The sequence below is a fragment of the Methylotenera sp. genome (assembly GCF_030653755.1).
Classification (GTDB): domain Bacteria; phylum Pseudomonadota; class Gammaproteobacteria; order Burkholderiales; family Methylophilaceae; genus Methylotenera.
The window spans coordinates 43,333-65,919 of sequence record NZ_JAURYU010000011.1 but is presented as its reverse complement, the minus strand read 5'-3'; the positions used below and the strand labels follow the sequence as shown (position 1 = coordinate 65,919).

At 41.7% G+C, this 22,587-nt stretch carries 19 protein-coding genes and 1 pseudogene; 9 read left to right on the top strand and 11 right to left on the bottom strand.

Annotated features, from left to right (window positions below; genetic code table 11):
- Window positions 1-13 precede the first annotated feature (13 nt).
- The 6 genes from greA to Q7U33_RS01975 form a co-directional block, all read right to left on the bottom strand.
- Complete coding sequence (gene greA / locus Q7U33_RS02000; RefSeq protein ID WP_304857911.1) at window positions 14-496, bottom strand: transcription elongation factor GreA; 483 nt, start codon at window positions 494-496, stop codon at window positions 14-16.
- A 90-nt stretch (window positions 497-586) separates the two neighbouring features.
- On the bottom strand, window positions 587-3,790 hold the full coding sequence (gene carB / locus Q7U33_RS01995) for a carbamoyl-phosphate synthase large subunit (RefSeq protein ID WP_304857909.1): 3,204 nt from the start codon (window positions 3,788-3,790) through the stop codon (window positions 587-589).
- 106 nt (window positions 3,791-3,896) lie between these two features.
- Window positions 3,897-5,036: a glutamine-hydrolyzing carbamoyl-phosphate synthase small subunit gene (gene carA, locus Q7U33_RS01990; RefSeq protein ID WP_304857906.1), complete on the bottom strand. Its 1,140-nt coding sequence runs from the start codon at window positions 5,034-5,036 to the stop codon at window positions 3,897-3,899.
- Window positions 5,037-5,201: 165 nt separating this feature from the next.
- On the bottom strand, window positions 5,202-5,819 hold the full coding sequence (locus tag Q7U33_RS01985) for a DUF2238 domain-containing protein (RefSeq protein ID WP_304857904.1): 618 nt from the start codon (window positions 5,817-5,819) through the stop codon (window positions 5,202-5,204).
- 11 nt (window positions 5,820-5,830) lie between these two features.
- The gene (gene dapB, locus Q7U33_RS01980; RefSeq protein ID WP_304857902.1) at window positions 5,831-6,640 is read right to left on the bottom strand and encodes a 4-hydroxy-tetrahydrodipicolinate reductase; all 810 of its coding nucleotides are present in this window, start codon (window positions 6,638-6,640) and stop codon (window positions 5,831-5,833) included.
- Between the two features lie 42 nt (window positions 6,641-6,682).
- Window positions 6,683-7,672: an outer membrane protein assembly factor BamE gene (locus tag Q7U33_RS01975; protein ID WP_304857901.1), complete on the bottom strand. Its 990-nt coding sequence runs from the start codon at window positions 7,670-7,672 to the stop codon at window positions 6,683-6,685.
- A gap of 88 nt (window positions 7,673-7,760) precedes the next feature.
- On the opposite strand from Q7U33_RS01975, the gene fur reads away from it, so the two are divergent.
- Window positions 7,761-8,186 carry a ferric iron uptake transcriptional regulator gene (gene fur / locus Q7U33_RS01970; RefSeq protein WP_304857899.1) on the top strand — a complete coding sequence of 142 codons (426 nt, stop codon included), beginning with the start codon at window positions 7,761-7,763 and terminating at the stop codon, window positions 8,184-8,186.
- Window positions 8,187-8,217: 31 nt separating this feature from the next.
- Here fur and recN read toward each other — a convergent pair whose 3' ends face one another.
- Both recN and Q7U33_RS01960 read right to left on the bottom strand, forming a co-directional pair.
- Window positions 8,218-9,870 (bottom strand): DNA repair protein RecN, encoded by a 1,653-nt coding sequence (gene recN, locus Q7U33_RS01965; RefSeq protein ID WP_304857898.1) that lies wholly within the window; start codon window positions 9,868-9,870, stop codon window positions 8,218-8,220.
- A gap of 185 nt (window positions 9,871-10,055) precedes the next feature.
- The gene (locus Q7U33_RS01960) at window positions 10,056-10,925 is read right to left on the bottom strand and encodes an NAD kinase (RefSeq protein ID WP_304857895.1); all 870 of its coding nucleotides are present in this window, start codon (window positions 10,923-10,925) and stop codon (window positions 10,056-10,058) included.
- Window positions 10,926-11,198: 273 nt separating this feature from the next.
- On the opposite strand from Q7U33_RS01960, the gene hrcA reads away from it, so the two are divergent.
- The 8 genes and pseudogenes from hrcA to Q7U33_RS01920 form a co-directional block, all read left to right on the top strand.
- Complete coding sequence (gene hrcA, locus Q7U33_RS01955; RefSeq protein WP_304857893.1) at window positions 11,199-12,209, top strand: heat-inducible transcriptional repressor HrcA; 1,011 nt, start codon at window positions 11,199-11,201, stop codon at window positions 12,207-12,209.
- A gap of 63 nt (window positions 12,210-12,272) precedes the next feature.
- Window positions 12,273-13,379, top strand: coding sequence for a ferrochelatase (gene hemH, locus Q7U33_RS01950; protein ID WP_304857891.1), 1,107 nt, complete (start codon window positions 12,273-12,275; stop codon window positions 13,377-13,379).
- 78 nt (window positions 13,380-13,457) lie between these two features.
- The gene (gene rfaD / locus Q7U33_RS01945; RefSeq protein WP_304857890.1) at window positions 13,458-14,462 is read left to right on the top strand and encodes an ADP-glyceromanno-heptose 6-epimerase; all 1,005 of its coding nucleotides are present in this window, start codon (window positions 13,458-13,460) and stop codon (window positions 14,460-14,462) included.
- Window positions 14,462-15,037, top strand: a complete 576-nt coding sequence (locus Q7U33_RS01940) for an SIS domain-containing protein (protein ID WP_304857888.1) — start codon at window positions 14,462-14,464, stop codon at window positions 15,035-15,037. Before rfaD ends, Q7U33_RS01940 begins: the two co-directional genes overlap by 1 nt.
- A 125-nt stretch (window positions 15,038-15,162) precedes the next feature.
- Window positions 15,163-16,623 carry a D-glycero-beta-D-manno-heptose-7-phosphate kinase gene (rfaE1, locus tag Q7U33_RS01935; RefSeq protein ID WP_304857887.1) on the top strand — a complete coding sequence of 487 codons (1,461 nt, stop codon included), beginning with the start codon at window positions 15,163-15,165 and terminating at the stop codon, window positions 16,621-16,623.
- 49 nt (window positions 16,624-16,672) lie between these two features.
- Window positions 16,673-17,689 carry a lipopolysaccharide heptosyltransferase II gene (gene waaF, locus Q7U33_RS01930; protein WP_304857885.1) on the top strand — a complete coding sequence of 339 codons (1,017 nt, stop codon included), beginning with the start codon at window positions 16,673-16,675 and terminating at the stop codon, window positions 17,687-17,689.
- Between the two features lie 50 nt (window positions 17,690-17,739).
- Window positions 17,740-19,275 (top strand): hypothetical protein, encoded by a 1,536-nt coding sequence (locus tag Q7U33_RS01925; RefSeq protein WP_304857884.1) that lies wholly within the window; start codon window positions 17,740-17,742, stop codon window positions 19,273-19,275.
- Window positions 19,276-19,291: 16 nt separating this feature from the next.
- Window positions 19,292-19,473, top strand: a pseudogene (locus Q7U33_RS01920) (transposase); the annotation flags it as partial.
- 12 nt (window positions 19,474-19,485) lie between these two features.
- Here Q7U33_RS01920 and Q7U33_RS01915 read toward each other — a convergent pair.
- The 3 genes from Q7U33_RS01915 to Q7U33_RS01905 form a co-directional block, all read right to left on the bottom strand.
- Window positions 19,486-20,352: an NAD-dependent epimerase/dehydratase family protein gene (locus tag Q7U33_RS01915; RefSeq protein ID WP_304857882.1), complete on the bottom strand. Its 867-nt coding sequence runs from the start codon at window positions 20,350-20,352 to the stop codon at window positions 19,486-19,488.
- 145 nt (window positions 20,353-20,497) lie between these two features.
- Window positions 20,498-21,364 (bottom strand): hypothetical protein, encoded by an 867-nt coding sequence (locus Q7U33_RS01910; RefSeq protein WP_304857880.1) that lies wholly within the window; start codon window positions 21,362-21,364, stop codon window positions 20,498-20,500.
- 89 nt (window positions 21,365-21,453) lie between these two features.
- Window positions 21,454-22,500: a glycosyltransferase gene (locus Q7U33_RS01905; RefSeq protein WP_304857878.1), complete on the bottom strand. Its 1,047-nt coding sequence runs from the start codon at window positions 22,498-22,500 to the stop codon at window positions 21,454-21,456.
- Window positions 22,501-22,587: the final 87 nt, after the last annotated feature.

Sequence of the window (22,587 nt, the reverse complement as noted above, 5' to 3'; positions counted from 1 at the left end):
GTCGTCACCTTATTTAAATATACAGCACATCAAGCACTTCATACTCTTTAACGCCACCTGGTGCTGAAACTTCGGCAATATCTCCAGCGGATTTACCAATTAAACCACGTGCAATCGGGGAGCTCACAGAAATCTTACCATTCTTAATATCGGCTTCATCTTCACCAACAATTTGATAAGTTTTATTATCGCCTGAATCTAAGTCTTCAATATTGACTGTTGCACCAAACACTACGCGACCTTCCGCATTCAATGTTTGTGGGTCAATTATTTGCAAGTTAGATAGCTTGGCCTCTAACTCAGCAATGCGCCCCTCAATAAAGCTTTGACGCTCTTTTGCTGATTCGTATTCTGCATTTTCAGACAAATCACCCTGCGCACGCGCTTCAGCAATTGCCTGAATAATATTAGGACGATCAACGCTGCGTAAACGTTGTAATTCCTCTTTTAATAATTCTGCACCGCGAATGGTTACTGGAAATTGACTCAATGCCATACTACACCCTCGAATAAAAAAGAAACCACACTCACACGAGCGTGGTTTCATAAGTAAAATTGATTATATATTAATTAGCTTAAGTTTATTTTAGCTTAGCAGTTTATGCAAGTTTTGCAATGACTCGACTTGTAGCTCTTGCATATGCGCCATACCAATACATGCGGCTTTTGCACCAGCTATCGTCGTGTAATAAGTCACTTTATTTTGCAATGCAGTACGCCGAATTTCATAAGAGTCTGCAACAGCACGCTTATCTTCTGTCACGTTCACGATAAAACTAATATCACCATTTTTAATCATATCAACAATGTGTGGGCGACCTTCTGCAACTTTATTAACAGCTTGCACTTTCAAACCATGCTCGATTAATGCTGACGCTGTACCTTTTGTAGCCACCAATTCAAAACCTAATTGATTAAGCTGCTGTCCAATTTCAACTACTTTTAGATAGTCTTCTTTGCGCACACTAATAAATGCGCGACCACCTTCAGGTAACTTGGTTGAAGCACCAAGCTGTGACTTCAAGAAAGCTTCAGCAAAAGTACTACCTACACCCATTACTTCACCCGTTGATTTCATTTCAGGACCTAGAATCGTATCTACGCCAGGGAACTTAATAAATGGGAATACCGCTTCTTTAACTGAATAGAATGGAGGAATAATTTCTCGCGTCACATTTTGTGATGCAAGTGTTTGACCCGCCATACAACGTGCGGCAACTTTAGCCAACTGCAAACCACAAGCTTTAGATACAAATGGGACAGTCCGCGACGCTCTCGGGTTCACTTCTAGCACATAAACAGTCTCACCCTGAATCGCAAATTGTACGTTCATCAACCCAATTACACCCAGCGCTTTTGCCATTTGTTTAGTTTGCACACGAAGCTCATCTTGTAACTTAGCCGATAAGCTATAAGGTGGCAATGAACATGCTGAGTCGCCAGAGTGAACACCCGCTTGTTCAACGTGCTCCATAATGCCGCCAATAATGACCTCTTGACCATCAGACAATGCATCCACATCGACTTCAAGCGCGTCATTTAAGAAGCGATCGAGCAGCACTGGAGACTCATTAGAAACTTTAACGGCCTCACGCATATAGCGCTCAAGTTGACTTTGCTCTTGTACGATTTCCATCGCACGGCCGCCCAACACATAACTTGGACGCACCACTAACGGATAGCCAATTTCCATTGCTAGACGAATCGCCTCTTCTGGCGTTCTGGCTGTACGGTTTGGTGGTTGTTTTAAACCTAATTCCTGCAACATTTTCTGGAAACGTTCACGGTCTTCAGCTTTATCAATTGCATCAGGCGTGGTACCGATAATTGGCACACCCGCTTTTTCTAAATCACGCGCTAATTTCAACGGCGTTTGTCCACCGTATTGCACAATCACACCCACTGGCTTTTCCAGCGCAACGATTTCTAACACATCTTCTAACGTTACAGGCTCAAAGTACAAACGATCTGAAGTATCAAAATCGGTGGATACAGTCTCAGGGTTGCAATTCACCATAATGGTTTCGTAACCATCTTCACGCATTGCAAATGCTGCATGTACACAGCAGTAGTCAAACTCAATCCCTTGGCCAATACGGTTCGGACCACCACCTAACACCATGATTTTCTTTTTATCAGTAGGCTTAGACTCGCACTCTTCTTCATAAGTAGAGTACATATAAGCAGTATTCGTTGCAAACTCTGCCGCGCAGGTATCTACGCGTTTGTATACAGGGCGCACACTCAATGCTTGGCGATAAGCACGCACAGCATGCTGATCAGTATCTAATAATTTAGCTAAACGCCTATCAGAAAAGCCTCTGCGCTTCAGTTGTAATAAAGCGGCTTTATCTAGATCCGCAATATGCTTACCTTTTAGTGCTTGCTCACGGTCAACAATGTCTTTTAACTGCACCAAGAACCATGGGTCTATTTTTGAAATATTAAATACTTCATCAACACTCAAGCCCATTCTAAATGCATCGCCTACGTACCAAATACGCTCAGGGCCTGGCACACCAATTTCTTTGGTGATGGTATCTAAATCTGTTGTTTTTTCATCTAAACCATCTACGCCAACCTCAAGACCACGCAATGCTTTTTGAAATGATTCTTGGAATGTGCGGCCGATGGCCATCACTTCACCCACTGACTTCATCTGCGTTGTTAGGCGAGAGTCAGCCTGTGGGAATTTCTCAAACGCAAATCTAGGAATTTTGGTCACAACGTAATCAATACTTGGCTCAAATGACGCTGGTGTTGCGCCACCTGTAATTTCATTACGTAGCTCATCCAATGTAAAGCCTACAGCCAATTTAGCTGCAACTTTAGCAATAGGGAAACCTGTCGCTTTTGAAGCAAGTGCTGATGAACGAGACACGCGCGGGTTCATCTCAATTACAATCATACGGCCATCATCTGGGTTGATCGCAAACTGAACGTTGGAACCACCAGTATCAACGCCGATTTCACGTAATACCGCCAACGAAGCGTTACGCATAATCTGATATTCTTTATCTGTCAGGGTTTGTGCTGGCGCTACTGTAATTGAGTCGCCAGTATGCACACCCATCGGGTCCAGATTTTCAATTGAACAGATAATGATGCAGTTATCAGCAGAGTCACGCACCACTTCCATCTCATACTCTTTCCAACCGAGTAGAGACTCTTCAATCAACAATTCATTAGTTGGTGACGCATCTAAACCACGTTCGCAAATAGTAATGAACTCTTCACGGTTGTAAGCAATACCGCCGCCGCTACCACCCATCGTGAACGATGGGCGAATAATCGCAGGGTAGCCTATGCTAGCTTGCACTTGCAAAGCTTCTTCCATGCTGTGAGCTATTGAAGAGCGCGCAGAACCTAAGCCAATTTTGGTCATGGCTTCTTTAAACTTCTGACGTTCCTCAGCTTTATCAATCGCCTCTTTTGAAGCACCAATGAGCTCTACATTATATTTAGCCAGCACACCATGCTTATCTAAATCTAAAGCACAGTTCAACGCGGTTTGACCACCCATGGTAGGTAAGAGGGCATCTGGACGCTCTTTTTCTATAATCTTTTCAACCACTTGCCAGGTCACTGGCTCGATATAGGTAGCATCGGCCATTTCAGGGTCGGTCATAATCGTAGCAGGATTAGAGTTGACTAAAATAACACGATAACCCTCTTCACGCAGCGCCTTACATGCCTGCGCCCCTGAGTAGTCGAACTCACAAGCCTGACCAATTACAATTGGGCCAGCACCGATGATAAGAATTGATTTTATGTCTGTACGTTTTGCCATTAGATTTACTTTTTAACAAATTATCTTGCATCTAAACACGCGAATTTGCGTGATGCTTTTTATCCAAACCATCTCCCATTACAGTAAACGGCTAGATAAACCTCAGTTACTGCGCCCGCATTAAGTCGATAAACTTATCAAACAGATAACTCATCTCAGTTGGACCAGGGCTCGCCTCTGGGTGACCTTGAAAACTGAATGCAGGCTTGTCGGTACGTGCGATCCCTTGCAAGCTTCCATCAAACAACGACACATGCGTCACTTTGACATTTGCTGGCAAAGTAGCAACATCCGCTGCAAAACCATGGTTTTGGCTGGTAATATATACACGCTTGGTTTCAACATCCTGCACTGGATGGTTTGCACCGTGATGGCCGAATTTCATTTTAAGCGTCTTAGCACCAGAAGCAAGCGCTAACAATTGATGCCCTAAACAGATACCAAAAGTAGGGATACCTTTATCTACAATTGTTTTAATCGCAGAGATTGCATAATCACAGGGCTCGGGATCACCAGGACCGTTTGATAAAAACACACCATCAGGGTTAAGCGCCAAGGCCTCTTCAGCAGTTGCTTGCGCAGGCAACACCGTTACTTTACAACCACGTGAAACCAGCATACGTAAAATATTACGTTTAACACCGTAATCAAATGCAACTACATGGAACTGCTCTTCAGTTGTTTTAGTAAAGCCTTGACCAAGCGCCCACTCACCCTCAGTAAATTGATAAGCCTTATCACAGCTCACTACCTTAGCTAAATCCAACCCAGCCAAGCCTGGGAAACCTGCGATTGCGTGTGTGGCCAGTGAAAGTGCTGTTGCCTCATCTGCTTCACCAGCAATGATTACGCCTGTTTGCGCGCCTTTTTCACGTAAGATTCTTGTCAATTTACGCGTATCGATATCAGCAATCGCCACCACATTGTTAGCGACTAAGTATTCAGATAAAGATTGCGTATTTCTAAAGTTACTATGTGTTAACGGTAAATCCCTAATCACCAAACCACTGGCGTAAACTTTGCCAGACTCGACGTCTTCACTATTAACACCATAGTTTCCGATGTGCGGATAAGTCAACGTAACAATTTGTTTGGTATAAGATGGGTCTGTCAATATTTCTTGGTAGCCTGTCATCGAAGTATTAAACACAACTTCAGCTACAGCATGCCCAGAAGCTCCGATTGACATGCCACGAAACACGGTTCCATCTGCTAGTACAAGTATGGCGGGCAGGTTTTGTGACACAATGACTCCTCGGTTTTACGATAATTAAAATTTACGACATTAAAAACTTCTAATCTTTAGTCCATCATGAACAGATGGCAGATGTGCAAAACGGGAGGAGCTTGTATATACTCTTCCCGTTTCAGAATTAACGAATTATAGCGAAAAAAATCCGACTAATCAATGTCAACGTGACACATTCATCATCAGCTGATCATGAAGTTTCGCTAAAAACGCTTGCGCAGTGAGCGCTCCCACCAATGCCACCAACATGTCCCACTGCGTATCCCACACATCACCTTGTGTGCCTAGAAAGGCATCCGCAGCACCGCCCTCATAGGCTGCCACCCACCATTCAATCAACTCATAGAATGCACTAATACTTAGGCAGATACAGCTCACAATAAAGAATAACCATCGACCTGGCACTAAAGGAGATTTTCTTAATAAGATTTCGCGAGCTACCATGGCAGGCACAAAACCTTGTGCAAAATGACCAACCCTATCGTAATAATTACGAGACCACTCATAAGTATCACGCAACCAATTAAATAATGGCACTTCGGCGTAAGTGTAATGCCCGCCAACCAACAAGATCAGTGCATGAATTAATATGAGCACATAAACCAACGGGGTGAATACAAAGGTCCGATAAGTAAAAACAAGAATAGGCAAGACAATTACCACGGGCGCCACTTCCAGCACCCATGTTAATCTATCGGCAGGATGAATCGCAGACCACGCAAACACAGCACTTAGTATGCTGAGTAAAACAATATAGAGGTAACGATTAGCTCGAGACATCTCAGCAGAGACTAGCGCAAACCTAACACATCTCGCATATCATACAAGCCAGATGTTTTATCAGCTAAATACTTAGCGGCACGCAAGGCACCTAATGCAAAAGTGGCTCGACTGCTCGCTTTATGGGTAAGCTCTACACGCTCACCAATACCAGCAAGCACCACTGTATGATCACCCACCACATCACCGCCGCGCAAGGTAGCAAAGCCAATTTTTCCAGCCTCACGTTCCCCTGTCACGCCTTCACGCGCATAAACTGCACAGTCTTTTAGGTCTTGGCCCAATCCATACGCTGCTGCCTCACCTAAGCGCAAAGCTGTGCCTGAGGGTGCATCCACTTTATGACGGTGATGCATTTCCACAACTTCAATATCATAGCCTTGATTTAACACTCTAGCTGCTTGTTCCACAAGGTTAATCAGCAATGTCACACCGACACTCATATTTGGCGCAAACACAATGGCAATATTCTTTGAAGCAGCCTCGATAGCCTGTTTTTCTTCAACAGAAAATCCCGTGGTACCAATGATCATTTTCACCTGATGCTTCTGACATGCCGCCAAATAAGCCATACTTGCCTCAGGTCTTGTAAAGTCAACCAGCACATCAGCATCTTTTAGTGCAAAATCAATATCAGAGATGACTTTGATGCCTGACGCCCGACCAAACTGCTCACCAGCATCCCTACCAAGCTGAGGATTATCAGCACGATCTAAAGCAGCATGTAACACCAGTTCACCATCGGCAAATACGCCTTCTAACAAAGCATGCCCCATACGTCCAGAACAGCCAGCAATCACAACTTTTAATGGTTTAACCATATCAAAAACCTATCAATCTCTACAAATTACTTTCAAAAAAGATTAAAAACCAATCTTTTCCAACATGCGGTCAAAAAAGCTAGGCTCATTTTCTGGCGGCAAACCTTTTGGCGTTGGCATCGTTTTATTGCCTACCCGCGTTGAAGGAATTTCAGCAACAGTTTCTGGTTCTAGCTCTTCAGGTAATGACCGCAACTGACGATCAAATACCATGCCAGATGGAGACTCATAAAATGGCGAATTACCAGACACATCAGTAATTGGTGAGGCAACAACTGGCAATACAACCTCTGCCACAGCGTCTTTAATATCACTCGAAACCACTGACTCACTTGTTATAGGCGTTACTGTTTGACCCACCTCTGCAACTGCTTCTGTTGGTGCAATAACTGCATCTGTTACAACAGCTTCAGCAACTGGTGTTATTGGCACATCTAAAGGAACTGCAAGCATAGATTTAGACGCATCCGCATCTGAAGCAATCACCGCTGACACTCCATCAACCTTAACAACCGCATCGGATTCTTTTTTCACCATGTCCTTTTCGGTAGTGATCTCAGCTTTTGCAGCATCATCTTTATCCCAAAATTTCAGCTTATTCATCAAGCTTTTTTCTTCAGGCTTTTTATAAGGCTCAACCACGCGCGTACCAGTATTAACCTGCCCTTCGGCTCTATCTGGCGCTGAGCTACCTGCTGGAATAACATCGCCGCGCACAGTTTTTAATAAATCATTTTCAAAATCAAGAATCACGCGACGCTGCTCTGTCACCTTGCCTGCTTCACGCATTTGGTATACGTAGTCCCAACGATTACCATGAAAGCTATCCTGAATAAGCGGCGTCCCCATAATAAAACGGACTTGAGACTTTGTCATACCTGGTCGCAACTGTAATAACATCTTGGATGTCACCACATTGCCTTGCTGGACATCTAGCTTATATGGCTTAATACTTGGCACAGCGGTACCGCATGCAGAGCAAAGTAGTGCAAGTAATACAACTAGATAACGTAAAATAGAAAAATAACGCATATCATGACTTTAATTTGAATTGGCGTTAATATACCACGTAGCGCGTTAAGCCAAAACATCCACCTATTAATTGTGAACATTATAAATTATGCAAGATCAAAAAGATTTAAAAAATGCGGGATTAAAAGCCACCTTGCCGCGGCTCAAGGTCTTGAACCTATTTGAAAATAGTAAAGACCGACATTTATCTGCTGAAGATATCTACAAAATCATGATTAACTCTGGTGAAGATGTCGGCTTAGCAACGGTATATCGTGTACTCACGCAGTTTGAACAAGCTGGATTATTAGTTAGACACCACTTTGAGAGTGGGAAAGCCGTGTTTGAACTCAATAGCGGTGGTCATCATGACCATATCGTCTGCATAAAATGCGGTCGCGTTGAGGAATTTTACGACCCTGAGATTGAAAAAAGACAAGAAAGTGCTGCGGCTAAACTAGGGTTCACCATGCAGGATCACTCGCTTACTATTTATGGCGTATGTGCTAAACAACCCTGCGAAAACAAAGAGTAAACAGCTAAGCAATCTCAATCAGAGTAACTATTTACCTTAACAGCATTTCTTTTGCATGTTCTCTGGTTGTTTCGGTAATTTCAATCCCACCTAACATACGTGCAATTTCTTCTATACGGTCAGCCGCATCCAATGCAGCAATAGTACTTAAGGTTTGACCATTGACTTGTGATTTGCTTACGCGTAAATGGTGCTTGCCAAGCGAGGCCACTTGCGGCAAGTGAGTAATCACTAATGCTTGACGTTGTTCACCCAATTGCTTAAGCAAATTACCAACGACTTCTGCCACTCCACCACCGATACCAACATCAACCTCATCAAAAATCATGGTGGGCACACTTCCCTGCTGCGCAGTTACCACTCGAATTGCTAAACTGATGCGAGATAACTCCCCGCCAGAAGCCACCTTACTTAAGGACCTTGGTGCAACACCAGCATGACCAGCTACTAAAAATTCGACCTGCTCTAAACCATTAACACTCGACTCAATTGGCGCCAACTCTACCAAGAACTGCCCTCCGCTCAAGGATAAGCGTTGCATTTCAGCCGTAATTTTTTGATGCAAGATTAATGCGGCATTTTTTCTACCCTCACTCAAATGTTCGGCTAACTTTTTATACGCATCAAATGCTGCAGCCTCCTGCTCGGCAAGTGCGCCATCATCTGTAAAACTTGATAATTCAGCCACTCTAGCCTGCCAACTTTCGAGCAATGCTGGCAAATCTTCTACACGTGACCGATATTTACGTGCCGCAGAATGAACCGATTGAATTCTCGCATCGACTTCACTCAAACGAGCTGGATCTAATTCCATACGCTGAATATATCGATTTAAAGATCGACTAGCCTCTTGCAGTTGAATCACCCCAGAATCAAGTGACTCAGACACCTCAGCCAGACTTGTATCGTAAGTTTGCATACTTTGCAGATGATGTTGTACCTGCGCTAATAAATTTAACGCCGACAATTCACCTTCACTCAGCAGCTCTACACAAGACTCCCCGCTAGTAATTAAGCTAGCGCCATTTGAAAGAAGCACATGCTCTTGCTGTAGCGCTTCCCACTCTTCTACATTAAATGCTAACGCCGTCAACTCACGTACGTTATCTCTCAGCAAAGCTAACTCATCTGCATAGGCTTCTGCATTTTTTTCCAACGCTAGGCGCGCCATATGCAGACGAAGCCAAAGCTTATAATGCTCAGCAACATTTTTAGCCACATCAAGCAAGCCGCCAAACTCATCTAAAATTTGACGCTGTGTTGCAGGTTTGAGTAAAGAGTGGTGTGCATTCTGGCTGTAGATATCGACCAAAAACTCGCCCAACTCTTTAAGTTGCTGCATAGTCGCTGAAATACCGTTAATAAACGCGCGCGAGCGTCCATCGGCATATATAACACGCCTGAGTAGCAGCTCAGGTTCGTCGTGAGCAATTTCCTGCCCTGCCAGCCAAGTTGAAGCTTCATCGTTGTCTTGTAAAGAAAAACTTGCACTAATCTCAGCTTTGTCACAGCCAACGCGAGTAACCCCACCCTCGCCACGCGCTCCCAACGCGAGTGATAGTGCATCAATTAAAATAGATTTACCCGCACCAGTTTCACCCGTCAGCACAGTAAACCCAGATTGAAAATCCAGATCCAGCTTGTCAACAATGACAAAATCGCGAATTGAAAGCGTTTGTAGCATAATTCAATTAATCCATTTTTATTGCCATATCGAAATGACAAGGCGTTAAGCAATATTGAACATTATTAATACGAATAATATAGAATCAGTATTGCCTGCATATCATGTAAATACGGAATCATTACCAGAGGAAAACGTAACTAACAAATCTGTGACTCAAATACTTTGACGACTACACCGCGACATTAGCCCCAGTTGAGCTTATTTCTGAGCATATCAAAATAACAGTATTCTATTGGGTGCAATAATGAAATTGTTTTTTCAGCACGCCGCACTATAATTTTATCGCCAATTTCTAAGCCCACCTGAAATTGCCCATCAAAACTGAGTTGCGCTTCATCAAACTGCACAATAGTCACCACAATATTGCTAGCGCTATTCACCGCGATTGGACGATTACTGAGTGTATGTGGACAAATTGGCACCAATGAGATTGCTTCTAAATTAGGATGTAAAATCGGCCCGCCTGCAGACAGTGCGTAGGCGGTGGCGCCCGTTGGCGTACTGATGATTAAGCCATCACTGCGTTGTTTATACACAAACTTATTGTCTATTTCAATTTCAAGTTCAATCAAACGCAAGCCACTTTTAATCACCACATCATTTAGGGCATGGCTACTATAAACAATCTGTCCATCTCTCACCACGTCAGTAGATAGCAACATACGTGGCTCTTTAATGAAATCACCAGCAAGCATGCGGTCAATTTCAACAAGCATGTCTTCTGCACGCAAATCGGTTAAGAAACCAAAACGCCCACGATTGATCCCCACCAATGGAACATCTGTATCTATCAGGCTGCGCGCCACGCTGAGCATGGTGCCATCTCCGCCCATCACAATAGCAAGATCGGCAGTTTTACCAATTTCGTCTAAGGTCACGACTTTATACTCAGCAAGCTGAGCATGATGTGCCGTATTTTCCTCAATACATACTTCGAGATTTTTAGCGGATAAATGCCGTGCTAAATCAGCCAAATCATTTTGCATCAACTTTAAAGCTGATACGTTCATATATTTGCCAATAAGCGCTATTTTTTTAAAGTTTGTCTGCACGGCAGAATTAAAACATAGTCAGTAAATCTTAGCAAAGCTAGATACAAAATATATTTGCAATAAACGCATTAAATCATGAATTTATTGCAAATATATTTTATAAAAATTCATAGTGAATGCAATCTACTCACTTACATACTGAAACAAGTAAGTATAGCTTTCATACACATTAGGTTTACAAACACACCTTGTTAAAAAATAAACCAAAAAGAAACCAAGCTGAACAATTTAATAAGATTGCCTAATTAAGCCAACTACTTGATAATTTGAGGTGTGGATAAACGCTCTCAAATTTTACTTAAAACTTTAGTTGAACATTACATTAGTGATGGTCAACCTATCGGCTCGCGCACCCTATTGCAACACTCAGGCCTAGATGTCAGCCCTGCAACCATCCGTAACGTAATGAGCGATTTGGAGCAACTTGGATTTATTGCCAGCCCTCACACCTCGGCAGGCCGCATCCCCACACAAAAAGGTTACCGCTTATTTGTAGATTCACTACTCACAGTAAAGCCACTAGACGTTCAGATCGTACAGCAACTTAAAACTGGCCTATCATCACCCAACCCTAGTGAACTGATTGCGAATGCAGCAGATATGTTATCGCAACTGACTCAGTTTGCAGGTGTAGTGATGACCCCAAAACGTAAGCGCGTTGCATTTAAACATCTGGAATTTTTAACACTGTCAGAGAAAAGAATATTAGTCATTATTGTGACCAGTGACGGCAATGTACAAAACCGTATCATCTTGACTGAAAAACCCTTTAGCGCCAGCGAACTAACACAGGCAGGTAATTATTTTAACGCACACTTTTCTGGCCATACGTTTGAGGAAGTTCAACAAAAGCTACATGCTGAACTTAAGCAAATGCAAAATGACATGAACCAACTCATGACAGCCGCACTCGAAGCAAGTAGCAAGAAAACAGATGACGATAGCGTGGTAATTGCAGGTGAACGCAATTTATTGCAAGTGGATGACCTATCTACCAATGTCACAAGCTTGCGCAAACTGTTTGAGATTTTTGAACGGCGTACCAGCCTGATGCAACTATTGGACAATAGCCAACGTGCGGAAGGCATACAAATCTTTATCGGTGGCGAAAGTGGTTACTTGCCTCTGGACGAGTGCAGCATGATTACCGCACCCTACGAAGCAGATGGGCAAGTCGTAGGCACTTTAGGCGTGATTGGCCCTACGCGTATGGCTTATGAGCGAGTGATTCCAATTGTAGATGTCACTGCAAAATTATTGTCAAATGCACTATCTTCTCAGTAAAAAAATCAAAACAGCCTCTACTTAAGAAGTTGATACTAAATCCATTATAAATAGATTGATAACATGTCATATTACAACCCAGAACCAAAGTACGACCATGGAGACCAGCTCAAAGTAGGCATTTTGCTTGCGAATTTAGGCACACCAGAAGCACCGACAGCAAAAGCATTACGGCCTTATTTACGTCAATTTTTAAGCGATAGGCGCATTGTAGAAATTCCGCGCGCGATTTGGTGGCTCATTTTAAACGGCATTATCTTAGTGATTCGCCCAAAAAAATCTGCTGAGAAATATGCCAGTGTTTGGACTAGCGAAGGTTCTCCCTTAATGGTGCATGCAAAAAAACAAACACTGTTACTTCGTGGGTTTCTGGCGCAAAAAATCAACTCCCCGTTCACCGTAGAGTTAGGCATGAGCTACGGCAATCCATCAATGGCAAGTGCCATTGAAAAGCTAAAAGCACAACACTGCGACCGCATTTTAGTGTTTCCACTCTACCCACAATACGCTGCGAGCAGCACAGCAAGTGCATTAGATGCCGTTTGGCGCACGCTGCTCAAAACACGCAATGTGCCAGCGATTCGCAGCATTAAGCATTATCACGACCATCCTGCCTATATTGAAGCATTAGCACAAAGCGTGCGTGAGCATTGGCGCATCAATGGCAAGCCAAACAAACTCATTATGAGCTTTCATGGTGTACCAAAATTCCATCTGCTCAAAGGCGATATGTACCACTGCGAATGCCATAAAACTGCGCGATTACTAGCAGAGGCACTCGAACTAAATAAAGATGAATACGCAATTGCATTTCAATCACGTTTTGGTAAGCAAGAGTGGTTAAAACCCTATTTAGCAAGCATGTTGGAATCGTTAGGCAAAGCCAAACTTAAGCGCATTGATGTCATCTGCCCTGGCTTTTCTAGCGATTGCCTAGAAACGCTAGAAGAAATTGCCATGGAAGGTAAACACATATTCCAGAGCAGTGGTGGTGGCGAATATCATTACATTCAAGCACTTAATGAGAATGATGCTTGGATACATGCCATGACAACCATTGCCTTAGAGAACCTGCAAGGCTGGGTAAGCACTGATTGGGATATCAATATGGCTAAAAAAGACGCTGAACTAACAAAATTAAGGGCAGAAAGTTTAGCCAATAATCAATAAGCGCTATACTGAATGCTTTATAATTTCAAAAATGCTGCTTAATTTTTTGCAGTGTAATAATGAATTAGGTATTAATCCATGATAGTAATTACTGGCGGCGCTGGCATGATAGGCTCTATCATCGCATGGCATCTAAACACCCAATTAAAACGCGATGATTTAGTGATTGTTGACCACATCACGCATGAAGAGCAATGGCAAAACCTTGCACATCGCCAGTACGCGCATTACTTAGATAAAGATCAGCTCATGTCTTGGCTACAAGGCGAAGACAATAAAGGCCGCACAGATATTGAAGCCGTGATTCATATGGGAGCTATTAGCGCCACCACTGAGCGCGACTTTAATAAGCTGGTTGAAACCAATATTCAATACTCACAAAACCTATGGACTTGGTGTGCAAATCATCAAGTGCCATTCTTCTATGCAAGCTCGGCTGCCACTTATGGTGATGGTAATTTGGGTTATGACGATGCAAGCATAGATAATCTTCGCCCACTAAATGGCTATGGCTACTCAAAACACTTTTTTGACCAGTGGGCATTACGCCAAGTAAGTAAAAAGTTACCAACACCTCCCAATTGGGCAGGGTTTAAATTCTTTAACGTGTATGGCCCAAATGAATACCATAAAGAACGTATGGCCAGCGTAGCATTCCACACGTTCAATCAGTTCAGCGAAACTGGTACCATGAAACTGTTTAAGGGCACAAAAGCTGGCATTGAAGACGGCATGCAAATGCGTGATTTTGTTTATGTCAAAGATGCCGCTGCCGTTGTTAACTTCTTCCTTCAATCTGCGCTATCTGATAAATCAGCACCAAACGGTATTTACAACATTGGCACAGGTAAAGCACGTAGCTTTAAAGATTTAGCAACCAATGTGATGCAAAGCATGAATCGCGAGCCACATATTACCTTTGTAGACATGCCGCTAGACTTACAAGGCAAGTACCAATACTTTACTGAGGCGACGATGAGCAAGCTTGCAAAAGCTGGCTACACGCAACCTTTTCACAGCCTAGAAGATGGCGTACGTGATTACGTGCAAAATTACTTAACGCAAGAGGATAAATACTGCTAATGAGCATACCAAAAAAGTACGTTGACTACCTCAAAGGCGAACACGCCGCCCATATGGCGATGTTTAATGCCTTAGAACCACTTTTCCCGCTGATCAGCGATGTAGGCATCGCCATGCAGAACACCATTAAAAATGGTGGAAAAATCTTACTCATGGGGAACGGTGGTAGCGCAGCCGATAGCCAACATATTGCCGCTGAAATTGTCGGTCGGTTTAAAAAAGAACGTAAAGGCATGCCTGCAATCGCACTAACAACTGACACATCGATTCTCACCTCGGTTGGCAACGATTACGGCTACGACTACATTTTTGCACGGCAAGTAGAAGCACTCTGCCGCCCAGAGGACTTAGTGATTGGACTTACCACCAGTGGCAACAGCGCAAATGTTGTGAGTGCTATTGAAGCTGCAAACACAATTGGTGCAACCACAGTTGGCTTAACTGGTGGCACTGGCGGCAAATTGAATAACCTATGCACTTACAATATAGTCATCCCATCCAGCGTAACGGCGCGCATTCAAGAAGCACATATCTTTGTTGGGCATTCACTTTGTGAGATTTTAGAGTCTGAATAAAATACTTAACATAGGGATTACAACCTAGATTGAAATCCCTATGTACTTAAAAGACACCAAACGCCTGCTTTGGTAGCAATGACAAAAACGAATATAACATTGATAGATGTATAATCTCATCCACCATGACCCAACAAACACTTCTCGATACTGTTAAACAATTCGGCAATCTCAATCAGCATGCGCTAGTCATTGGCGATGTGATGCTAGATCGTTACTTAATGGGAGAAGTAAACCGTATTTCTCCAGAAGCACCTGTTCCAGTCGTATTAATCAAGTCTCAACAGGATAGAGCTGGTGGTGCCGCGAATGTGGCTGCCAATTTATCCCTACTTGGCATCAAAACCCATATTATTGGCTGTGTTGGCACAGATAATGAAGCCAACCTTCTGCTAAATTTAATGATTGATAACAAAATTAATATCAATCATGTAATTCGTTCAAATCAGCGCCCAACTGTCGCCAAAACCCGCATTTTAGGCGGACATCAACAAATGATGAGATTAGATCAGGAAGACAGCACCACATTTGGCACACATGAAAATACGCAATTATTACACGCGATTGCTGAAGAGATTGCACTTAAACCCGCGGTTGTTATTTTGTCTGACTATGCAAAGGGTTTACTGAGCACTGAGGTTTGTCAGAAAATTATTGAAATGTGTAATGCACAAGGCATTACCACACTGGTTGACCCTAAAGGGCATGATTACAGCAAATACAAAGGCGCTACAGCACTGACGCCGAACAAAAAAGAAACCGCAGAGGCTTGTGCAGTTTCTATCCATAATGCCAACTTAATTGATAAAGCAACAACCCTCAAAAATACGTTAGACCTAGCGTTTTTAGTAGTCACACGTGGCGAAGAAGGTATTTCATTGATTGATGATACCAGCCACTTATTACCAGCCACAGCTAAACAAGTGTTTGATGTTTCTGGTGCAGGTGATACTGTCATTGCTACCCTTGCGGCAGGCCTAATGCACAAACTCAGCCCATTGGAAGCATTGCAACTTGCCAACATTGCGGCTGGCGTTGTGGTGGGTAAAGTAGGCACAGTGCCCATTAGCCGCGATGACTTAATTGAAGCTTTAGCCAGTGAGCAATCGTCAGAACAGGCGCATAAAGTGAGTGATCTAGCTCACCTCATGCAAAAAGTAGACACTTGGAAAAAAGCGAATCAAAAAATCGTATTTACCAATGGCTGTTTTGATTTGTTACACGCAGGCCATGTTACCTATTTAGAGGCCGCGAAGAAACGTGGGGATAAACTGATTTTAGGGTTAAATACCGATAGATCAGTGAGCGCGCTTAAAGGACCAACGCGCCCAGTAGTGCATGAAAATGACCGCGCACGCGTACTTGCGGCATTAGAGTCTGTCGATGCTGTGATTCTATTTGATGAAGATACGCCACTTAGTTTAATCAATGCGGTTAAGCCAGATGTGATCGCCAAAGGAAGTGACTACACGGCCGACCAAGTCGTAGGTGGAAAAGAGGTTGAATCTTGGGGTGGTGAAATTGCGTTAATTGACTTAGTGGCAGGCCGCAGTACCAGCAACATCATAAAAAAAATGAATAGTTAGTATTCAACCATGCAAATACAAAACCAGCCGCAACCACACTAAAGCATTAATGACAAATACAACCAACAAAATTCTAGTGCTTGGCCCCGCTTGGGTGGGTGACATGGTAATGGCGCAAAGCCTTTTTAAAGTACTAAAAAGTAATCAGCCAGATTGTATTATCGATGTTGCAGCTCCTGCTTGGACACTGCCATTGCTAGAACGCATGCCAGAAGTTTCTGGCAAGATTCCACTGCCATTTAAACATGGCGAACTCGCCTTTTTTGATAGAATCAAATTTGGAAAATCACTTAAAAATCAAGGCTACACGCAAGCGATTATTTTAACAAACTCGCTGAAGTCTGCTTTACTCCCTTGGGCTGCCAATATTAAACAGCGGACGAGCTATTTAGGTGAAATGCGTTATGGCCTGATTAATGATATTCGGCCACTGGATAAAACCAAACTAAAGAAAACAGTCGAGCGATTCGTCAGTTTAGGTTTAGAAAAACATCAAACCTTAGCTATTGAAATACCAATTCCCACCCTGATGCATGATAAAAACAATGCATTATCTGTGCTAAATAAAATGGGTATGCTTGAGCCAACAAGCAAGATACTAGGCTTATGTCCAGGGGCAGAATATGGTGAAGCAAAACGCTGGCCGATTGAGCACTTTTCTGAGGTCGCAAATAAAGCCTTAGATCAAGGCTGGCAAGTTTGGCTATTTGGTTCTGAAAAAGACATTCCTGTTACCGCTGCCATCAATCAAAAAACACAAAACCGCTGTGCTGATTTTGGCGGAAAAACCAAACTTGGTGAGGCAATTGACCTGATGGCAATGTGCGACACTATCATCAGCAATGACTCAGGCCTGATGCACGTGGCTGCAGCCTTAGACAAACACCTGATTGCGATCTATGGCTCGTCAGACCCGCATCATACGCCACCAATGCACCCCAATGCAGTGGTTGAGTATCTTGGTTTGGAGTGTAGTCCATGTTTCAAACGTGAGTGCCCATTAGGGCATTTAAATTGTTTAAAACAAATCACGCCAGCCAAAATTTACACTCACATCAATATTTAGTTAGCGCACGCTTACTCTTTTACATATATTAATTTAACCCTATGAATTCTTTGATTAAAAAAATAGAACAAAGCCCGATTAATACACTACACGCGGTCATTATTTTGCTAGCAATGTTACTAGCGGCACAAATGCAGTATATTCAACACGGCTGGATCAACCCAGATAGCATACTGTATTTTGAGTCTGCAAAATTGATCGCCGTTGGTCAGTGGAAAGAGGCACTACAAGTGTGGAACTGGCCACTTTACCCAATTTTAATTGCCACAGTGCACAAGATTACTTTCCTTGGTATTCAGGCATCGGCTCAAGTATTAAACGTGCTATTTTTTGGCTTAACAGCGTTTAGCTTTATCCAAATTATCCGCTTGGCAGGTGGCAAACAACTAACAATGGTAGCTGGTGCATTAATATTATTCAGCTCGCAATATATTGTAGGCGATGTACTAGAAATGCTCATGCGTGATGAAGGTTTTTGGGCTTTCTACCTCACTTCAATTGTATTTTTTATCCGCTTTTATCAAGGTTTTAAACTTAAAGACGCCTTACTTTGGCAGGTCAGTGCAATCATCGCTACCCTATTTAGAATAGAAGCCATCACTTATCTGGTACTACTACCTACGCTAGTGCTGGTATGTATGAATGCAGATTTAAAAACGCGTATTCGTTACTTTTTGATGAGCCATTCACTCAATCTCTTTTTAGCACTCGCATTGATATTATTCTTAGCATTACATGGTGATTTTTCCATGAAAAATCTAGGTCGCTTGCAAGAGGTTTTCACACTAAACCTGTATGAGGAACTGACACGCCAACTGTTTTCTCATGCGGCAATCATGTCAAACGATGTGCTTGGAAAATATCTAGAAGAATTTGCGGTACAGGGGTTATTACTGACGTTTATCTACGTCATGATCGTCAAAGCCATCTCAACTACTGGGCTGATCAACTTCATCATGGCGGTTTTTACCGTTAAAAATAGATCAGCCCTGATAGAATCAAAATCATTCCAAGTGCTCACTGCCATCGCACTTATCAGCCTGATGAATATGGCACTCATTATTACCAAAGTGTTTGTGTTGTCGAGTCGATATGTGGTTGGCTTGGCGTTTATTTTGATGATTTTTGCAGCATTTCAATTCGCCACCATACTCATGCGCAGCACAGGTAAATCCGAGAATAGTCAAAGAAAGCAATGGTTGGCGGTTGCATTGATTGTATTCATGACGCTAAGTATCGTTAAAAACATCCTGCCTAAGGCAGAGGGTTACAACTATATGCAGGATGCTGCAGCATGGATTAAAACATATAACAAAGACAACAAACCAGTCTTTTATGATGAAACTCGTGTGCGCTACTATTTGAACGAGCCATATTCTCGCAATGCTGAATTTAACTGGCCAGCGATTAAAAGTGCAATCGAAAATGGATCTATCAAAAACTATGACATTTTGATGATTAGCCACTCTAAAAAGCGCCCAGAGCAAGAAGTGCTTATTGCTGAACAGCTGCCAGAATACTCAGAAATAAAACGTTTTAGCCAATCCAAAGAAAAGAAGTCTATTGTGATATATCGAAAGAATTAACTCAATATGGCTCAATGTCACCAATGCAGCTGGCAATGCCCGTAACGGCAAAAGTAGCAAAACTTTAAGGGTGAGTTTGTTGAACTGTCGATTGAAGTCCCTCGTGACCGTGAAGGCAGCTTCGAGCCACAACTCATTCACAAACATCAAACGCGCTGGACTGGCTTTGATGACAAGATCATCTCGCTGTACTCCAGATAGCCCTCTTACTTAAATCCAATTATCTATCTTTGACTCTAAAATATATTCTTTAACATTTTTCATTGGTCTCCATCCTAAAGCTTGTGTTTTTTCAGTAAATAGATTTGCCATCATACGATTACCCTTTCGCTCAGGCAGCATTTCTATATTCCCGCCAAACATATTCGCTATATCAACCACGCTAAAAGATTCAGGGCTACCTATACCAAAACCATCCCCAAAGCCATTTTCACCAACCAACACCAAGCCATCGACGATATCGTCAATATGTGTAAAGTTTCTTTGTTGGCTCCCTGGACTTACAACTGTTAGCGGTCTATCATTTTTCATGCTCTCTTTAAAAATAGCTATAATAGTCGCATATTTACCCGTTCGAATTTCCCTAGAGCCATACACATTATAGAAATATGTAATGGCATACGGTACGTTATACCAAAGACCATAATTCATCACGAGCTCAGTATTTGATGCTTTCGTCCAGGCATATGGACTTGAATTGACTCCCAACCCTGAATCACCAAATTTTGTGCTACTTCCAGCATAGAGTATTTTGCAGCCTACTTTTCTCACGAACTCTAAAACTGCAAAAGTTCCATCTATGTTAAATTTCCATACTTTATCAACATCATCAAAACTTTGTTCAACTCTTGAGTACTCACCTAAGTGATAAACCATATCAGGTGAAAAAGTAATTAAAGAAGCTATATCAGTTGTATTACCCTCGATGTAAGTTACATTAGGTACATGGTTGTTTTTATTACCTGTGAAATAATTATCTAAGCTATAAACCTCATAACTATCATTTTTTCCTAACTTCTCACACAGATGACTACCAACAAAACCAGCTCCCCCAGTTACCAATATTTTCTTTTTCATATAGACTCCCAAAGTAATTAAGCTGTCTTGAAAAAAACAGTCAATTACATCCCTTCTAATTCATATAGATATAGTGACTCATACTAAAGTTAAATTGAGCCGCCTTAGGTTAATCTTTAAATTACTTTTATCATCACAAACTATACTAATAGCGTTGCTTGCGTAGTTTTTTAGAGCTTACTAGACCACGTAAATAGCCTGTTAGAGATCTATCCACCACTGAGTTTACTGGCATATTACCAAATTCAGTATCTGGGTTATCCGCATAGTTATTAGGGGTGTGGTGTATCAAAGCATTCGTATCTATCTGCCTTTTATTATTATCGTAACCTATGAGGTTCCTTGAAAAATATCCTTTTGGAACCTTTGAAAAAGTTAGTCCTTGTGCTGCTTTTTCTCTAATATTCCAAATTCCAAAATCTGGATTTGATGAAGGTCCAAACAAATGCTCTTTCAAAAGTTCACGATCCATTAAGTACATTCCCTGATAAGGCTTGGGCAGATTTATATAATAATAATTATCTGAGATTTTCACTTTCGGAAGTTGGTTGAATGGAGCTTTTCTAATCACATCAGAGCTATATGGCTCAGTTTCACCTGTTTTCAATTCAAATCTTAGGAATGAAGGAATCAATCCGTACGGCCTTAAATCTTCTCTTGCCTTTAGCCAATAAGCTATATTGCTTGATCGAATCAGTAAGTCATCTTCAAGATACATAAAATGACTAATACTCTCATTTTGTTCAAACTTTTCTCTAAAGACACTAAAATGACACCAAGTTAATAAATAAGGATGCCCTAAAAGTTGTGGAACTAGAATTTTTGCTTTTAGTTTTGTATCAAGTACTGCCATAATCTTGTCCTGAAGTATATTTTCGTCAGTGTTTGTGAGAACAAAGACTTCAACCTCATTTGCCAAGCTAGCAAACTCTTTTGATATGGCTGATAAATACTTTAACCGATCTTCTACATAATAAAACGTTACAGCAATTACCAATTTATTAATTTTCATCTAAATTTTCTTTAAGTCAGAATTAAGAACAATAGGCGCACATGTCCGCTAAAAGTTTATATTAAGATTGGTGGATTCAATTTAGCAGATCAACTAACCTTTTCTGCGAAGTTTTTTACGCGCCGCTCCCAGGTATAAAGCTCATAAAACTTTTTCTTGCCAGCTGCCGCAATCCTCTCCCTTTCCTCTTCGTGAGCTAGATAATACTCTACTTTTTCTTTGAGCTCTTTGCCAGATGAGTAGGTTTCTATCTCTTTACCAATTTCAAAAAGATCTGAAATCTCTTCATAATGGTCAGTAAGCAAAAAACCACCAGCGGCAAGCACTTCAAATATTCTGAGATTTAAACCTGTCTCTACACAATAAAAGTTGCTGTTAGTGATATTCAAGACTATCTTTGACTGAAACATCAAGTCAGTCAATTCATTACCCCATACTGTCTTATTGACAACTTGGCCTTTAAGGTCTGATGAAATAACAGGATAGCTCTTATTCCAGCGATTGCCATAGATAGAAACTTTATCTTTAATATATTCGAGCAGGAAAATACGCCTAAAACTCGACCTTCCTACAAATAAAACATCAATGGTCTTAGCTGCAGTATTTGCTTTTGTGATTGGGTTGCTGCCGTAGGGAAAGTAAGTCGCGGGTAGGTTCCTCGTTTTTATAAAAAAGTCTGTTGCCACCTTGGAAAAAGAAAATATTTCATCATAAATAACCAGTTCATTTTCTATGAAATAAATAAATTCATTTTGATTAGGAAATAAATTGCAACTATCCGTATCATAAAGATAAATCTTGCAATTTGAAGCTTTTGCAAGCTTTTTCAATACATCTGGCTTGATGAATTTATAAGCATAACGAAATACAAGAATATGTGTAGGTATACTGGCCGTGATGACTTTTTCAATAGCATGTGGATCGGTCTTGGATAGCTTCACAAAATCACTTTTACGCGAACCAGAAAATGTACTTTTTAATTTATTGATAAACTTAAATAAAAAATAAAATCTCTTTTTTGGAAGTGATGCTAAATCACAATACTCCGCATCAATATGGGCAAGCACGCTACCTTGATAAAAATCTTTCGCCAGTGACAATTCAGACAAACCATCTAGAATTAAGAGTTTTTTCATATTCTTATTAAAAAAATAAATTGCGTAACAAATAGACTATAGAGTTATATCTACTACAGCATCAAAATATTAGCTGTAATGTCCCCG

Excerpts from the sequence above, each read along its gene's own strand:
- rfaE1 (WP_304857887.1), top strand. The coding sequence starts at position 15,163 with ATGACCCAACAAACACTTCTCGATACTGTTAAACAATTCGGCAATCTC.
- Q7U33_RS01905 (WP_304857878.1), bottom strand. The coding sequence starts at position 22,500 with ATGAAAAAACTCTTAATTCTAGATGGTTTGTCTGAATTGTCACTGGCG.
- greA (WP_304857911.1), bottom strand. The coding sequence starts at position 496 with ATGGCATTGAGTCAATTTCCAGTAACCATTCGCGGTGCAGAATTATTA.
- Q7U33_RS01910 (WP_304857880.1), bottom strand. The coding sequence starts at position 21,364 with ATGAAAATTAATAAATTGGTAATTGCTGTAACGTTTTATTATGTAGAA.
- dapB (WP_304857902.1), bottom strand. The coding sequence starts at position 6,640 with ATGGTTAAACCATTAAAAGTTGTGATTGCTGGCTGTTCTGGACGTATG.
- Q7U33_RS01940 (WP_304857888.1), top strand. The coding sequence starts at position 14,462 with ATGAGCATACCAAAAAAGTACGTTGACTACCTCAAAGGCGAACACGCC.
- Q7U33_RS01975 (WP_304857901.1), bottom strand. The coding sequence starts at position 7,672 with ATGCGTTATTTTTCTATTTTACGTTATCTAGTTGTATTACTTGCACTA.
- Q7U33_RS01915 (WP_304857882.1), bottom strand. The coding sequence starts at position 20,352 with ATGAAAAAGAAAATATTGGTAACTGGGGGAGCTGGTTTTGTTGGTAGT.
- Q7U33_RS01985 (WP_304857904.1), bottom strand. The coding sequence starts at position 5,819 with ATGTCTCGAGCTAATCGTTACCTCTATATTGTTTTACTCAGCATACTA.
- hemH (WP_304857891.1), top strand. The coding sequence starts at position 12,273 with ATGTCATATTACAACCCAGAACCAAAGTACGACCATGGAGACCAGCTC.
- waaF (WP_304857885.1), top strand. The coding sequence starts at position 16,673 with ATGACAAATACAACCAACAAAATTCTAGTGCTTGGCCCCGCTTGGGTG.
- recN (WP_304857898.1), bottom strand. The coding sequence starts at position 9,870 with ATGCTACAAACGCTTTCAATTCGCGATTTTGTCATTGTTGACAAGCTG.
- fur (WP_304857899.1), top strand. The coding sequence starts at position 7,761 with ATGCAAGATCAAAAAGATTTAAAAAATGCGGGATTAAAAGCCACCTTG.
- rfaD (WP_304857890.1), top strand. The coding sequence starts at position 13,458 with ATGATAGTAATTACTGGCGGCGCTGGCATGATAGGCTCTATCATCGCA.
- carB (WP_304857909.1), bottom strand. The coding sequence starts at position 3,790 with ATGGCAAAACGTACAGACATAAAATCAATTCTTATCATCGGTGCTGGC.